16 protein-coding genes are annotated in these 13250 nt (G+C 51.6%); 9 read left to right on the forward strand and 7 right to left on the reverse strand.

Annotation, left to right across the window (positions count from 1 at the left end):
- Window positions 1-8: 8 nt before the first annotated feature.
- Both B9Z39_RS10355 and B9Z39_RS10360 read right to left on the reverse strand, forming a co-directional pair.
- Window positions 9-1673, reverse strand: coding sequence for a ShlB/FhaC/HecB family hemolysin secretion/activation protein (locus tag B9Z39_RS10355; RefSeq protein WP_108301652.1), 1665 nt, complete (start codon window positions 1671-1673; stop codon window positions 9-11).
- Between the two features lie 113 nt (window positions 1674-1786).
- Window positions 1787-3331: an HD domain-containing phosphohydrolase gene (locus B9Z39_RS10360; RefSeq protein ID WP_158269492.1), complete on the reverse strand. Its 1545-nt coding sequence runs from the start codon at window positions 3329-3331 to the stop codon at window positions 1787-1789.
- 88 nt (window positions 3332-3419) lie between these two features.
- Between B9Z39_RS10360 and B9Z39_RS10365 the strand changes: the two genes are divergently transcribed.
- The 4 genes from B9Z39_RS10365 (at window position 3420) to B9Z39_RS10380 (ending at window position 5861) form a co-directional block, all read left to right on the forward strand.
- Window positions 3420-3833: a low affinity iron permease family protein gene (locus tag B9Z39_RS10365; RefSeq protein ID WP_108301654.1), complete on the forward strand. Its 414-nt coding sequence runs from the start codon at window positions 3420-3422 to the stop codon at window positions 3831-3833.
- A 124-nt stretch (window positions 3834-3957) separates the two neighbouring features.
- Window positions 3958-4278, forward strand: a complete 321-nt coding sequence (locus tag B9Z39_RS10370; RefSeq protein ID WP_108301655.1) for a hypothetical protein — start codon at window positions 3958-3960, stop codon at window positions 4276-4278.
- Between the two features lie 38 nt (window positions 4279-4316).
- Window positions 4317-4970: a BON domain-containing protein gene (locus B9Z39_RS10375; protein ID WP_108301656.1), complete on the forward strand. Its 654-nt coding sequence runs from the start codon at window positions 4317-4319 to the stop codon at window positions 4968-4970.
- A 171-nt stretch (window positions 4971-5141) separates the two neighbouring features.
- Window positions 5142-5861, forward strand: a complete 720-nt coding sequence (locus B9Z39_RS10380; protein WP_199221199.1) for a Crp/Fnr family transcriptional regulator — start codon at window positions 5142-5144, stop codon at window positions 5859-5861.
- A gap of 174 nt (window positions 5862-6035) precedes the next feature.
- Here B9Z39_RS10380 and B9Z39_RS10390 read toward each other — a convergent pair whose 3' ends face one another.
- Window positions 6036-6410, reverse strand: a complete 375-nt coding sequence (locus B9Z39_RS10390) for a phage holin family protein (protein ID WP_146183316.1) — start codon at window positions 6408-6410, stop codon at window positions 6036-6038.
- An 8-nt stretch (window positions 6411-6418) separates the two neighbouring features.
- Window positions 6419-6763, reverse strand: a complete 345-nt coding sequence (locus B9Z39_RS10395) for a hypothetical protein (RefSeq protein ID WP_108301659.1) — start codon at window positions 6761-6763, stop codon at window positions 6419-6421.
- A 180-nt stretch (window positions 6764-6943) separates the two neighbouring features.
- Between B9Z39_RS10395 and B9Z39_RS10400 the strand changes: the two genes are divergently transcribed.
- On the forward strand, window positions 6944-7165 hold the full coding sequence (locus tag B9Z39_RS10400; protein ID WP_108301660.1) for a glycine zipper 2TM domain-containing protein: 222 nt from the start codon (window positions 6944-6946) through the stop codon (window positions 7163-7165).
- A 61-nt stretch (window positions 7166-7226) separates the two neighbouring features.
- Here the strand turns inward: B9Z39_RS10400 and B9Z39_RS10405 are convergent, their stop codons facing one another.
- Window positions 7227-7541, reverse strand: a complete 315-nt coding sequence (locus tag B9Z39_RS10405) for a BON domain-containing protein (protein WP_108301661.1) — start codon at window positions 7539-7541, stop codon at window positions 7227-7229.
- Window positions 7542-7884: 343 nt separating this feature from the next.
- Here B9Z39_RS10405 and B9Z39_RS10410 point away from each other — a divergent pair, with 343 nt between their 5' ends.
- The 3 genes from B9Z39_RS10410 to B9Z39_RS10420 all read left to right on the forward strand — a co-directional run bounded on the left by B9Z39_RS10410 (window position 7885) and on the right by B9Z39_RS10420 (window position 11242).
- On the forward strand, window positions 7885-9609 hold the full coding sequence (locus B9Z39_RS10410) for an Ig-like domain-containing protein (RefSeq protein ID WP_369908126.1): 1725 nt from the start codon (window positions 7885-7887) through the stop codon (window positions 9607-9609).
- A 33-nt stretch (window positions 9610-9642) separates the two neighbouring features.
- Window positions 9643-10818, forward strand: coding sequence for an OmpA family protein (locus B9Z39_RS10415; protein ID WP_108301663.1), 1176 nt, complete (start codon window positions 9643-9645; stop codon window positions 10816-10818).
- A gap of 67 nt (window positions 10819-10885) precedes the next feature.
- Complete coding sequence (locus B9Z39_RS10420) at window positions 10886-11242, forward strand: hypothetical protein (protein ID WP_108301664.1); 357 nt, start codon at window positions 10886-10888, stop codon at window positions 11240-11242.
- A gap of 56 nt (window positions 11243-11298) precedes the next feature.
- Here the strand turns inward: B9Z39_RS10420 and B9Z39_RS10425 are convergent, their stop codons facing one another.
- Entirely contained in the window at window positions 11299-11550 is a 252-nt protein-coding gene (locus B9Z39_RS10425; protein ID WP_108301665.1) for a hypothetical protein, read from the reverse strand.
- Window positions 11551-11681: 131 nt separating this feature from the next.
- On the reverse strand, window positions 11682-12380 hold the full coding sequence (locus tag B9Z39_RS10430; protein WP_146183317.1) for a Crp/Fnr family transcriptional regulator: 699 nt from the start codon (window positions 12378-12380) through the stop codon (window positions 11682-11684).
- Window positions 12381-12542: 162 nt separating this feature from the next.
- On the opposite strand from B9Z39_RS10430, the gene B9Z39_RS10435 reads away from it, so the two are divergent.
- Window positions 12543-13070 (forward strand): porin family protein, encoded by a 528-nt coding sequence (locus B9Z39_RS10435; RefSeq protein WP_158269493.1) that lies wholly within the window; start codon window positions 12543-12545, stop codon window positions 13068-13070.
- The last annotated feature ends 180 nt before the right edge of the window (window positions 13071-13250 follow it).

Consider the following 13250-nt stretch of genomic DNA (forward strand, 5'->3'; position numbering starts at 1 on the left):
GTACAGCATCAAAAGAATTTGACGGTTTGAATCCAAAAGCGGCCCGAACGATCGGGCGCGGACTGCGCAGTGTCTGAACCGAGCTTGACGGCATAGAACGCCTTGACCAAATAGTCATTGGCTTTGTCCCAGTTCACACCCACACCAATGCCGCTGAGCTGGCGTTGGTTGCGGCCATCGCTCCAAGGTTGATGGTTGAGATTGACCTGGCCTGTGTCGATGAAACCTACCCAATGCAAGACCGACGAAGGCGTGGGTGCTGTGCGCGCGCGCTTTCTCAACTCCAAGCTGAGCAGATAGCCTTGGTCGGCATAGGCCTCGCCCTCGGGGTAGGCACGCACACCGTACATGCCGCCTAACTCCATTTTTTCGGAGGCATTCAAATTTTGGGAAGCCCATTGGCCACTGGCCGACGCCACCAGCGACAGCGTGGGCGTCAGCGCTTGGTGCCGCGTCAAACTAAAGCTGAGCTTCTTGAAGGCACCTTGTGTACGCGCTGTGCTGTCGTCCGCGCTCAAGGCTTCAGGCGTGCGAATGTCCAAGGTACCCAGCGATGTGCCCACCGAGTAGCGTGTCAGGCCACCACCGCCCCAAGTGTCACGTTGATCACCATGCAAGGTGGCGGTCCATAGATCGACACTTTTTTCCGTGTTGGACCCCACACTGTCTTGGTGATCTGACAGCAGTTTGTGGTCTAAGCCCAAGGTGACATATTGGTTGTACGCCCTGGAGCGAACCATGGCGTAAGTGCCCCAGAGCGACACCATGCGGGCAGAGCCATGTGCCTGGAGTGACTCAAACTCTTGCCCCAAGGCATAACGCAACTCGCTGTAAGCAACCCCAACGCGCCAACCCGCAACGGGCCTGAGGTAGGCACCACGAAAGTAATTCAAGCCAGTGCCTGAGGTGAGTGCGCGCAAGGAAATTTGATCTGCCGCACCCGTGGGGTTGTTGACATTCAGCGTGCCACCCAAGCGGTAGGTACCGGTGTAGCGGTTGCCCGCATTGTCAAAATCGACGCTACCGGAAACCGGTGCTGTGGGGGCCACATCCACCCACAAATCAGAGGTGCCCAGCGTGGAACCAGGCATCAACCGAGACTGGACTTGCACCCCCGGCAAATCAGACAGCAAGAGCAACCGATTCTCCAGGGGTTGTTGAAGAATTGGAGCCCCGCTGTTCAAGCCCAGCAACACATCCGCCAACACCGCGTCGTGCATCGGGGCGGTGTTGCGCAAGACCACTTGTCCGTAGGCGCCCTCCAAGATGATGATCTTGACCTCACCCTCACTCACGTCTTGCGTGGGTATGTAGGCTTGAGCTACCAAGTAGCCATCACGCCGATAACGCTGCGTGATTTGGTCGGCCATGCCATACAAGGTTTGTAAATTCATGGGCTGCTCTGGCGTGAACCCGGTCATCTGGAGCAGCTCATCGGACGAATAGACCTTGGCCCCCACAAACACCAAGCGCTTGGCAACAAACGTTGTCACGTCGCGACGCATCACAGCGGAAGATGATTCGCGCGTGACGTCGAGTTGAGGCGGCACGATAGGCGACACCGGTGCAGGTGGAATCTGTTGAATTTGCCCGCCAGCAGTGGGCGCTGTTTGTGCGGCAACGAGCGAATTCATCAAACAGGCCAGCACCACGATCGACGATTTATTGAACATCTTTTCTTTCAAGCCACCCAGACATCGAGTGGCACATCTCGCAGCATGTTCTCTACTGAGCAACGCGTCCGTTCTGCAACGTACGCAACAGGGCACGGCATACCCGAGGCGGGTTACCACTCAAAGTTTTTTTCCATGAAAACTCGCAAGCAAGACTCCACCACCGCGGTGTCGTACAGCACGCCTTTGTTGCGCGAAATTTCTTGCAGGGCGAGGAACACACCCAAACCCGCACGGTAAGGACGCAGGGAACTCATGGCCTCCACCACGTCGGCCACAGTCAAGATACGCGCTTCGATGCAGATCGCATCTCCTTGAAGTCCACGTGGGTAGCCCGAACCATTGAGTTTTTCGTGGTGCTGGTACACGATCTCGGCCACAGGCCACATGAAATCAATTCCTTTCAGAATTTCCCACCCTGCCTTAGGGTGGGTTTTGATGATTTCAAACTCAGCATCCGTGAGCTTGCCTGGATTGACCAAAATCTCAGCAGGCACATGGATCTTGCCAATGTCATGCACCACACACGCCATGTGCAGACCTTGTATTTGATCGGTCGGCAAGTCCAAATCAAGGGCAATGGCAGAAGCCAGTTTGGCCACGCGACGCTGATGCCCCGCGATGTAAGGATCACGCATTTCAACTGTGGCCGCAATCGCGGTGATGGCGTGGTCCAAGCTTTGTTCGAGTTTCTCCAAAATAAAAAATCGGTCTGAGCGTGACCTCAGGTTGCTGATGCCAAAGGCCAAGTCGTCCGCCAACTCAGCCAGCAACTCCAACATATCGGGTGCGAACACATCGGCCTCTGCACCATAAATATCCAAGGCACCCAGCACCCGGTCGTTGGCCTTGAGTGGAAACGATGCAGCGGCGGCATAGCCACGTTCAAGGGCCAAGTCTCGCCAAGGCAGCCACAAAGGGTCATTCAAAATGTCTTGCGACACCGTGATCTTTCCGCTGCGCACGGCCACGCCTGTGGGTTCATGAATGCTCTGGTTGTCTTCCCACGTCAGATTCATGCCTGCAATCACCATTTCATCGGTGCCAACTGCCGCAACAGGCAGGATGCGCTTGGTGTCTGGTTCAGCAAAGCCCACCCAAGCGGCCAAGAATCCACCGTCTTTGACCAAGACTTGGCACATGGTGCGTACCAAGTCGATTTCGTTTTTCGCATACACCAGTGCTTTGTTGCCATGGCTGATGGTTCGGTACATGTGGTTGAAGCGAAGCAGTTGGCGCTCTGCCTTTTTTTGCTCGGTGATATCGGTGAACACATGCAAGGAATACAAGGCCGTGTCTTGTTCGTTGCGCACGGTGTAGCCTTTGGAGAGATAGCAACGTCCATTGACAGTGACCTCTTCTTGACTCCCCGTATGTCCGTGTCCTGCGGCTGCAAGTTGACAACCTGGCATAGGCCCCGGTCCCTTAGGAAATACCTGCCAATAGACCTGCCCAATGGCGTCTTTTTCGTTGAATTCAGCAATCTTGCAATACGCCTTGTTGGCCAGCATGACCCGAAATTCCAGGTCGTGCAGGAACACTGGGTTGTCCAGCGCATCAAACACATAACGCCAGATTTCCGGAGACGTGATGAAAGACTCAGCGTGAAGGGGTAGTGGTGGAGCAATAAGGTTGGGCACCTTGACATCAGACCTCAAGTCAACCTTGTCAACCGTGCGATAGCGCACTGAATGTTCATCTGGTCGACTGCAAGATGACCCTATTCATTTGCTTGTGAGTGCGTCGATGTCCAAGATCAATGGCTATGCAGTTTTTGCGAAGAAGACCTCCCGCATTTGTGGGCGTCCATTTGTATTTGCCACAGCAGTGGCCATCATTTGCTTTTGGCTGCTGAGTGGCCCGCTCTTTGGCTTCAGCGACACCTGGCAATTGGTGATCAATACGGGCACCACCATCATCACCTTCTTGATGGTTTTTCTCATTCAGAACACGCAAAACCGTGACACCGAAGCCATTCAACTCAAGCTCGATGAGTTGATACGCGCCACCCAAGGTGCGCACAACGCCTTGCTGGATTTGGAGGAACTAGAGCAAGAGAGTTTGCAAATTTTCAAGCAAAAGTATTTGGCCTTGGGTCAGGCTGCACGCATGCAGCTGAGTGAAGGCATGGTGGACACCGGCACGCCGGAAACGAAGTAACGACAGCGACCAAGCTGGACCTTGGTACGTCAACAGACAGACGAAGCCAGCATGGTCCCGCAGACTGCGCCCTTGAGATGAAACGCTAAATACACCGAATCCTCCATTTTTGAAAGTGCCCACGATGACCGAATTAATTCAACGCAATGCGACCAAAATTTTGGCCATTTCCTTATTGCTCATGACAGGCGCAGCCGCAGCACAACCCAGTGCCCAAGTCGTGCAGGACGAAAAACAGCTGCAATCGGACCGCTCAGCCCTCAAGGCAGATCAAAGCAAACTCAAACAGGATGAGAAAAAGCTCAAGGCGAACACCTCATCCGGTCGCGCATCTGCGCAATCCAAAGATTCCGCACAGGTAGAACAAGACAAGCTCGACATCAAGAGCGAGAAAACCGTCATCGCAAAAGACAAGGCCAAGGTCAAGTCAGATGGCAAGAAGTAACCCAGCAGCAGATATTCAACGCCCTCAGTGAAATTTTTATGAAAACCAGCATTCAACTTCAACAAGACGTCATGGCCGAATTAGCCTGTGACCCCGCGCTAGAAGCGTCCCACATTGGCGTCACCGTTGACCAAGGCATCGTGACCTTGAGTGGGCATGTCAGCAGCTTTTTAGAAAAATGGGATGCTGAGCGTGCCGCACAGCGCGTGCACGGTATGAAAGCCCTGGTGGTGGAGTTGGATGTGAAGCTTCCTGCTCTGAGTCAACGCGATGACCAAGACATCGTTCGTGCAGCCAACAACGCCCTTCAGTGCATGACCTCTGGCATTTGCGACGCCGTCAAGGTGTTGATCGATAACGGATGGATCACGCTCTCTGGCAACGTCGATTGGCAATACCAAAAGTTGGCTGCAGCAGAAGCCATACGTCATGTGACAGGGGTGCGAGGCGTGAGCAATCTGATTGGTATCAAACCCCATGTGATTGCAGCCAATGTCCGACACGATATCGAAGCTGCCTTGGCGCGTCATGCCAGCCTGAACGCCAAACGGATTCAGGTGCAAGTCAACGGAGGCGATGTGGTTCTCAGTGGCTTTGCCGACAACTGGGGGGAACGCCAAGCAGCCTTGCACGCGGCTTGGGCAGTGCCCGGTGTTCACAGCGTGGTGGACAAAACTTTGCTCACCTTGTGAGAAAGTCAGAAGCACAACAAGGGATGCACAGGCCATTGAGTCAACAAAAACTGCAAGAGATGATGGGCCTGGGAGTTTTTGTTGTTTTTCATCAATTTTCTACAAATGTTCGTCATCGAACATATAAAAGTGTATTTAGAAACTACATTTACTCTATTGATAGGAGTAAATATGGTCATTGCAATTGATAAATCTGGCAACCATCTGTTGTCCGCATTGCCAAAGAGCGAATGGCAGCGCTGGCAGCCACACCTCGAATTGATTGACTTGAAACTGGGTCAGGTGCTGTATGAGTCTGGTGGGAAGATGCAATACGTTTACTTCCCAGTCAATGCCATCGTCTCTTTGTTGTTTGTTCTTGAGAATGGTGCTTCCGCTGAAATTGCTGTGGTCGGCAATGAGGGCCTGGTTGGGGTTTCCCTCTTCATGGGCGGGGAAACAACGCCAAGCCGAGCCGTGGTGCAAAGTGCTGGCAAGAGCTATCGATTGAGCGCTCACATCCTCAAAGATGAGTTCAAGCAATCCCTGCCGGTGATGCACCTGTTGTTGCGTTATACGCAAGCTTTGATCACACAAATGACACAAACTGCGGTGTGTAACCGCCACCACTCGCTCGACCAACAACTCTGTCGCTGGCTTTTGCTGAGCATGGACAGGCTGACAGGCAGCCATTTGGTGATGACGCAAGAGCTGATTGCCAACATGCTAGGGGTGCGACGTGAAGGTGTGACAGAGGCTGCAGGACGCTTGCAAAAAGCAGGACTGATCAGCTACGCACGTGGCAACATTGAGGTGCTAGATCGCCCAGGATTAGAGGCACGTACCTGCGAGTGCTACGCCGTGGTCAAGACGGAGTATGACCGTCTGTTGCCTGATTTGATTGCGCATTAACCTGCAACTGCTCACGACCCGCCAATTTTCGCTGTGCATGACGCGCACCGCGATTGGCCCACCATTGCACAACAGACAGCCACACAGGTTCTTCCAAGGCAACCACCAACAAATGACGGCTGACCGCCAAGCGCTGCTTGGCGGTCAGTACGTTTTTGACGCGTGGTGGCTTTTTCATTTGGGAGAGGTCTGACAAATAGCCTGCATGTCTAATTTCAGTTGCTCCTGAATGTCTTCAAAGAGTGGCTCAACTTTGTAGCGACTGGCAGCAAGATAAAAACAGACACTCAGTCCTACCAAAAAAAATGGCAAAACAACCAGCACCCAAGCGTTTTGTGGGTTGAGCAGAGGTAGCGCCCCCCACAACAGCAAAGACGCTGTGCTGGACACAATGCCAAGCCCCAGTAATGCGCCACTCAACGCATACAGCAACAGGCGCAGCTTCCAGGTGAGTACAGCACGTTGGACTTCTTCGACCAACAAGTCTGCATAGTTTTGAGCGTGGGTCAGCAGCAAGTTAGGCTGCTTGACAATAAGTTTGAGCAGCATATGCGCCATCAATGAGAATGCACACGCGAATGTGGATGCGGGCGTGACATCAAGCCCACCAACGCAACAGCCGCTGCGCCAATACCCGCCGCGATCAACATGGCTTTGAATGGCTCGTGACGAATCATGTGCGCCGCATGGTCCGTCAGGTCGTGGGCTTTACTTTCCATGTGGTGTTCTCCCTCGCAGGCAGCATTCATGCCTTGATGGGCCAATTCGCTCACGCGGTCGGTCATGCGGTCCGTGACGCGGTGCAGCATGGGCTTGGCCTCATGCATGAGATCTTGCACCGTCTCAGCGATATCAGCGCTCAGCGTCTCAACTTTGTCGTGAACAGATTTACGGTCAGTCATACGGGACTTCTTTCTCAGTGGTGGATGAATACAGCCCGAGATTAAGACCGATTGATCTTGCGGTCTGTCTGATGTCGCACAAAGTGACTCGCCGTACAGACACATTGGTTGAAACGCTCTACCTTGTGTAGGGTTCGCACCGTGCGAACGTCATTGACACTCACATGAAAGAGGCACTCTATGTATACCTTTGAACGAAGCTTATCTGCGGGCATTACCGCATTGATTTTTACAACAATCACCGGTTGTGCCGGCATGTCAGCACAAGATAAATCTACCGCTGTTGGCGCAGGAGCGGGCGCTATTGGTGGCTCTATTTTGACTGGCGGTAGCACCGCAGGGACTTTGGGTGGCGCGGCTGTTGGAGGCTACCTTGGACACGAAATCAACAAATCTAAATAACGCAAAAAAACCCCGATGCATTTGACTGCATCGGGGCAACCTTGAAAAAAACCAGGTCTGCTTACGGGCGAACCAACAAGTCGTTTTTCACGCTTTTAACGCCTTTGACTTTGTAGGCAATGCTTTCTGCCATTCTTTTTTCGTTCGGATTTTTTGCAAAGCCCGACAACATCACCGTACCGTTGAGCGTTTCGACGCTGATAGAAGATCCATCGACGCTTTTGTCATCAAAAAATCGGCTCTTCACCGTGGTGGTGATGACGCTGTCGTCTACATAAGCACCGACAGTTTCTTGGTCACGCGTGACGGCACAACCGGCGGTTGTGACGATGACCAATGCAATGATGGAAGTCATCAAAGTGTTGCGAATTTTCATAGAAATATCCTTTAGGGTTAGAGGGTTGCGGAAATAGATGAACTGCTTGAATCTTTGAATTTAAAGTGCAGCGCAACATACGTCTGTACGCTAAGACACGCTGTTTGAATAAATAAATTAAAAAGTAAGTTCGTTATCGAACAGACGATCTGATTGAACTCTTCTCAAATAAGTTCCATGGAATGTATTCAAACGGATACGCCAAACGAAAGAACTTATGAGCCCCTTCCTCCAACTCAAAAGAGTCCGTCAACTCGCTTTGAGCGTGTCCGTGATCATGTATTTGGTGGGTTGCGGCGGCAGTGGCGGACAAGACCCGATCTTAGGCACCCCTGGTGCTGGAATGACTCCGTCTGTACAAGCAACCAGTCCTACAAGTGGTGCTTCAAGTGTAGCGACCAACGCAGAAGTAACAGTGACGTTCAACAAGGCGATGAGCGAGAGCAGCGTCAGCAGCAGCTTTAGCGTGGCGTGCCCGATTTCGGGAGTCGGCAGTGAACTCACTGATGTGTCTTCAAGCGTGAGTTACGACGCTACCAACCATATCGCGACTTTGCAGCCTTCTGCAGTGTTGCCTGCCGGGAAAATTTGTCAGGGCACGGTCACCACGTCCGCTAAATCCAGTGACGGATACTCACTGCCTGAGAACTACGTATGGCTTTTCACCGTATCACTGTCAACGGACACAACGCGTCCCACAATCACAGTGATTACCCCAGTTGAGGCCGCTACTTCGGTTGCTACCAACACAAAAGTCACGGCAACGTTCAGCGAGAGCATGAATGCCACGCTCGTCAGCAGTAGCTTTTCTCTGGCCAATGTCACAGCGGGCACGCCCGGCGTCACTGTGGCTGGCACCGTCACCTATGCCGATTCCAGCAAGACCGCGACATTCAGCCCTACCGCTGCATTGAGCTCGAATGCCACTTATACAGCCACTGTCAGCACTTCAGCCCAAGACTTGGCAGGCAACGCGCTCTTAGTTGACCGTGCGTGGACGTTCACGACAGGCAGTTCAGGGGACACCACACCACCCACAGTGACCACGGTGAGCCCAACGGATGCTGCAACCGATGTATGCCTGACCAAGACCGTCAGTGCCACATTCAGTGAGGCCATGGATGCGGCGACGATCAACGATACCAACGTGACCGTCACGAACGCAGGGGTTGCGGTGGCAGGCACCGTCACATATGACGCATCCAACAAAGTAGGCACGTTCACAGCATCCGCAACAGCAGGTTTTGCGCCCAGCACGGCGTTTGTAGCGACCGTCAAAGTAGGTGCAACCGACTTGGCAGGTAATGGCTTGGCGACCGCTAAAACTTGGGGGTTCACCACCGGCACACAAGCATGTTTGAGTGCGGTGAATCTTCGTACCGTTGCGTCATACGGCAGCTTTGGTGGCGGCGCTGGCGCGACCAATCAAGGCGTCAACACCATCGTCAATGGTGACTTGGGCACGACGGCGGTTTGCACGGCCATCACCGGCTTTCACGACGCCAGCAATGTGTACACCGAAACCACGTTGAACATCGGCGCAGTGAATGGCAGCATTTACTGCAACGCGCCACTGCCAGGCACAACGGCCACGATGGCCATTGCCACACAGGCTGCAGCAGATGCGCAGCTGGCCTACGACAACATGGCGGGCATGACGGCCAATTTGTACTCCAGCAGCTCACTGGCTGGTGCCACCTTGACACCGGGGATATACACCGCGCCTGGAGGCTCTTTTGACATCACGACAGGCAATTTGACGCTCGATGCGCAAGGCGACCCCGATGCCGTGTGGATTTTTCAAGTTCCATCGTCTTTGACGATTGGTTTGACGGCTACGCCACGTTCCGTTCTTTTGCTGAACGGCGCACAAGCGAAGAATGTATTTTGGCAAGTAGGCAGTGCAGCTCGCATTGAAAACGGCAGCACCATGCTGGGCACCATCATTGCCAGCGCTGGCGTCACTATCTCTACCTCTGGGCAAACCGCACTGACTTACTTGACGGGCCGCGCCATTGGCCTCAATGCCTCGGTGACGATGGTCAACACCATCATCACAACCCCTTAATTCCTCCGATTTTTTAACCCTCGAAAGAAACACATGAAAAAACTCCATGCAATATGCCTTGCCAGTCTGGCAGGACTTAGCCTGCTCAGCACCAACTCGGCGCTGGCACAACAAGCGGGCCAGTACTACGGTGGTCTAGGTATTGGTCAAGCGCAATCCAAGATTGACGACGACCGCATCAATGCGAGCTTGCTCAATTCAGGATTCACAACCACCACGATGACCCACGACACACATGACGGTGCCTACAAAGCGTTTGGTGGCTATCAGTTCAACCCCTACTGGGGCGTGGAAGCCGGCTACTTCAATCTAGGGGAGTTTGGCTTCAAATCCACCACCACACCCACGGGTAGCTTGGATGGACGCATCAAGATTGATGGCATCAACTTGGATTTGGTGGGAACCATGCCCATCAACAATCAGCTATCACTGTTGGGTCGTGTTGGCGTGCACAATGCCCGCGCGCGCGACACCTTCACCACCACGGGTGGGGTCAGCGTGATCGATGCCACGCCTCACAAAACTGAAACCAATTACAAAGCTGGCTTTGGATTTTCATATCAGTTCAGCACTTCCATGACCTTGCGCGGAGAATTGGAACGTTATCGCGTCAACGATGCAGTTGGCAACAAAGGCGATATCAACGTCGCCTCCCTGAGCTTGGTCTTCCCGTTTGGTCGTACCGCAGAGCCCGCGCCCAAAGTGGTCGAACGTGTGATTTATGAACAAGCACCGACGCCTGCACCAGTGATCATCGTGTCACAACCTGCCCCTGTCGAGCCACCAGCCACCGCTCCTGTTGTCGTTCCAGAGCGCTTACGTGTAAGCTTCAATGCTGACGTTCTTTTTGGATTTGACCGCGCGGCAATCAGTCCTTCAGGCAAACACGCACTAGACAAGTTCACCAATGAATTGCAGGGCGTTGAGTTTGATCACATCACCATCGAAGGTCACACCGACCGAATTGGCACACAAATCTACAACGAGAAGTTATCGCTGCAACGGGCAGATGCGGTCAAAGCCTACTTGGTCAGCAACAGTGGACTGAATGCTGCCAAGATCACAACCATTGGGAAAGGTAGCGCATCACCTGTGACATCGGCGGGCGATTGCAAAAACATCAAAACCTCGGCTGCAGTGATTGCCTGCTTGGAACCTGACCGTCGCGTCGATGTCGACGTCACGGGTTCACGACCAGCCAAGAAGTAATTGCCATCTGCCAAGACGGCACGGTAGAAATATCGTGCCGTTTTTTTTAGTTTTTCGGGAAATCATCATGTCTTATAAAAGTTTATATATTGATTTTTTGATGCAAGCGGAAAAAAAATCGGTGCATGGCTTGTCGGAGAAAATAAAAGCCGAATACCAAAATCTTTTAGAACGAATTGTGATTGCGGACTCCATGGGCATGGCCCTGACCGTGTCGCAGGCTATGCGACTCGCCCACATTGCGAGTCCATCCACATTGCATAGACGTCTTGATTTTTTACAGTCAGAGAAGTTGATTGACTTGGTATTTCATGGCATCAACCGTCGAACTAAATACCTCGTGCCATTACCAAGAACAGATCGATACCTCGCGTATATGGGCCAACTGATTCAAGAGGCCGTAGATCGGGATCAAATGAAATAGCCATAAAAAAGCCGTCAGATTTTGAAGTCTGACGGCTTTGAGCTGATGCAAGTTCTTTACTTATTCACGGTTGACGTGGCCAAACTTTTTCTATTCGCTTCCACCACATGGTCTGCAGCATGAGCTGTATGAGTCTTTGCCATTTCTACATGAGATGCAACGTCTTTGTGATCTCCTGAGCTGATCAGCTTCGCGACTTCTTTGTGCGATTTCGCAGCCAATTCAAGATGCTCTGCCGCCTGCACATGATGTTGTTGCACAGTATGGGCACTGGATGTGTCGTGTTTTTTCGTATCGATCAATGTCATGGTGTTACTTTCAAAAATTAATAGAAACTTCAACTTGCACGCCAGTATTTAGCGCGCAGGCCATTTTTGAAGAATCGATTAATTTCGTCTGTCTGCCAACCCACTTCATATTTGAAGCATATGTTCAAAATTCAAAGAACCCAATGCGCTTCTGCTTTCAAAGCCTTATCGTTGAGGATGTTCAAATACCCTCGCGAGTAACTGATGATGCCTTGCTGCTTTAATTCAAGCGCCGCCAACGTCACGCTGCTTCTTCTCACACCCAACATATCGGCAAGATATGTCTGAGTGAGCTTGAGCTGAAGTGAGTCGCTGCGTATCGAACTTAATAAAAGCCATCCAGCCAACCTTGATTTGATATCTTGCATTTGCATCAATGCCGCTAAGAATGCCACCTCTTGGTACACCGACCATAGATACCGCGAAAATAACATGAGGATTTCTGGTTTCTTTTTCAACACACGTTGTATCGTCAGACCGTCGATACGTAAAGCAAGACCTGATGCTTGAACAATCAAAGTCACATTGCCGGCACCTAGCCCGAAAGCATGTTGCAGGCCGACTGCACCTTCAGAGCCAACAAGTCCTACGGCCAACCCCATCGTTCCGCCTGTAGGACGAACAACCATGGCAACGCATGCACTCAAAAGAAAATAGACATAACTCTTTTCGCTTGTCGGACTACCGATCACATCACCGACCTTCAACGTGGTGAACTCACACAGCTTCGCCATCATGGCTTGATCTGATAGTGCAAGTTTTTCCAGCAAACTATTTTGTGAAATATTCAAACAGGCTTTCGTATTCTGTATAGCAAAGGCTATCTTCACGCACTCTCAGTGTATGTGCGTAACTGAGCAGACTGTTAAAAAATTTAAAGCTGCTTTATATGTGCGGTATCAAACATAATTTTTCTTTTAATTGCGTACGGCACCACACAGACTTAGAAACAACTGAGTGCAAAGATGCATTTCTTTATCAAAGGACTTCTTATGCATATCTCTCGCTTCATCACAGTTTCCCTTTTAACAACTCTTGCAGTATTCAGCGCACATGGCCAGAGTCGGCAGTCGTCAGATCTTGGCTTCTATGGTGAAGTTGGCTATGCCCCCATTGATCTCAAGAGTGACGCAGGTGGCACATCGACACCTAAAACTGTACGCTTTATTTTGGGAAAAGACATCAACCAGAATTTAGCCGTGGAAGGTATGTACATGACCACCCTGTCTAAAGACAGTCGCGTAGGATTTGAAGGCACGACATCGAATTACGGTATTGCCCTTAAACCCAAAATGGCTCTGACTGAAAATACAGATTTATTTGCCCGTGTGGGTTGGTCGCATGCGAATATCACTGCGTCAGCAGCAGGTGCACACACAGGAACAGACTTTATCTACGGTCTTGGTGTACAGACCAACATCACCAAGTCTGTGTATGGTCAATTGGACTATATGAGTTACTTTGACAAAGATGGAATCAGTGCCAAAGGCTACTCTTTATCTATCGGGACACGGTTCTAAATCGTTCACCCCAGACCCCAAAGGCGCATTGCTTGGTAGTGCGCCTTTTTTATTGTGAGCGTCCAGTTATCCCATATTGAAGTTAAATCTATTTGGCCAGACGATGGTGTCCACTTAAATTTGGTGGACACCTATGCATCCCAAAACTCTCATTCGCCGCACTCACTCACTTGAATTCAA

The organism is Limnohabitans sp. JirII-29 (genome assembly GCF_003063395.1).
In the GTDB taxonomy this organism is placed as follows: domain Bacteria; phylum Pseudomonadota; class Gammaproteobacteria; order Burkholderiales; family Burkholderiaceae_C; genus Limnohabitans.